Origin of the sequence: Lactobacillus nasalidis, assembly GCF_016587775.1 — a bacterium.
Classification (GTDB): domain Bacteria; phylum Bacillota; class Bacilli; order Lactobacillales; family Lactobacillaceae; genus Lactobacillus; species Lactobacillus nasalidis.
The window spans coordinates 1-226 of record NZ_BOCG01000245.1 but is presented as its reverse complement, the minus strand read 5'-3'; the positions used below and the strand labels follow the sequence as shown (position 1 = coordinate 226).

The window sequence follows — 226 nt, the reverse complement described above, 5'->3', positions numbered from 1 at the left end:
GCTTTGCGATAGCAAGCTTGAAGCTTGGCTTTCGTCTTCAAGTAGTTCTTGCTTTCGCAAGCAGCTTCTCCATTTTTGACTTGCTTTTTGGCAAGCTGCCTTTGATAGTGCTTGATTTTTTTATAAATTCTATCAAGCTTCTTAGGCAGTACGTTCACCCGGCCTCCCGTGTAATCAAAGTGACCAACATTGACGTCAACCGCGGTAGCTTTGCCTGTTTTGTCTG

The 226-nt window shown here is 44.2% G+C and carries 1 pseudogene; it reads right to left on the bottom strand.

Annotated elements, in window-relative coordinates:
- Positions 1-226, bottom strand: a pseudogene (locus lacNas_RS04125) (RNA-guided endonuclease TnpB family protein); the annotation flags it as partial.